The following is a 745-nucleotide window of genomic DNA, read 5'->3' on the forward strand; positions in this document are numbered from 1 at the left end:
CGCGGTGCGGGCGACGTCGATCCTTTCCTCGATATGGTGGGCTGATGATGAAGTCCTTCGTCGCCAAGCTGCTGAAGTCGGCCGGCCTACTGAGATTCGATCTTCTTGTGCGGAGCAGTGCCACCTTTCCTGGTCCAGAGGGAGTCCCGAAAGGCCAGTTGTGCTTGGTCCGAGACGGAGACGTGGAGAAGTGGGCGTGCCTAACATGCCCTGGCGGCTGCGGCCGCGCGATCAATCTCTCGTTGAACCCAACGAGACGACCAAGGTGGTCCGTTGTTGGAGACTTCTGGCAAAGACCTACGGTTCAGCCCTCAGTGCATCAGATCAATGACTGCGGCTGTCATTTTTGGATAAAGGAAGGCCGCATCGACTGGTGCGAAGGTGGGCGTCCCGGGACAGATAGTTCAGGACAAGTTAAAAGGGTGTAGGTAGCCGTGAGCCGCAATGGTGCCGCGCGCGCGCCGTCGGCGGCTCTGCAAGCTTCTCCTTCGTAATGTCCGCCACTAAAGGCAGGGCGTCGGCTACCGGCCCTGAATAAGTCGACCAGAAGCTGCGATGAGAGGTCGAATAAGGTCCTACGCTATCTCGTGAATTTTCACCGTCGGCACAACCTGCCTAGCTATTTCACACAGATGCCGATGGTGCGTCAGGTAAATTACCTGCCCGACCTGAGCCATCTGCCCGAACAGCCGGAACACCTCCTCTGATCGCGGCTCATCGAAGGTCTCCATGACGTCGTCTGCGA

Annotated in this window: 1 protein-coding gene; it reads left to right on the forward strand. The window is 58.3% G+C overall.

Annotated elements, in window-relative coordinates:
• Positions 1-47 precede the first annotated feature (47 nt).
• Entirely contained in the window at positions 48-428 is a 381-nt protein-coding gene (locus CEV33_RS24345; protein WP_094538716.1) for a DUF6527 family protein, read from the forward strand.
• The last annotated feature ends 317 nt before the right edge of the window (positions 429-745 follow it).

The organism is Brucella grignonensis, assembly GCF_002252505.1.
Lineage (GTDB): Bacteria > Pseudomonadota > Alphaproteobacteria > Rhizobiales > Rhizobiaceae > Brucella > Brucella grignonensis.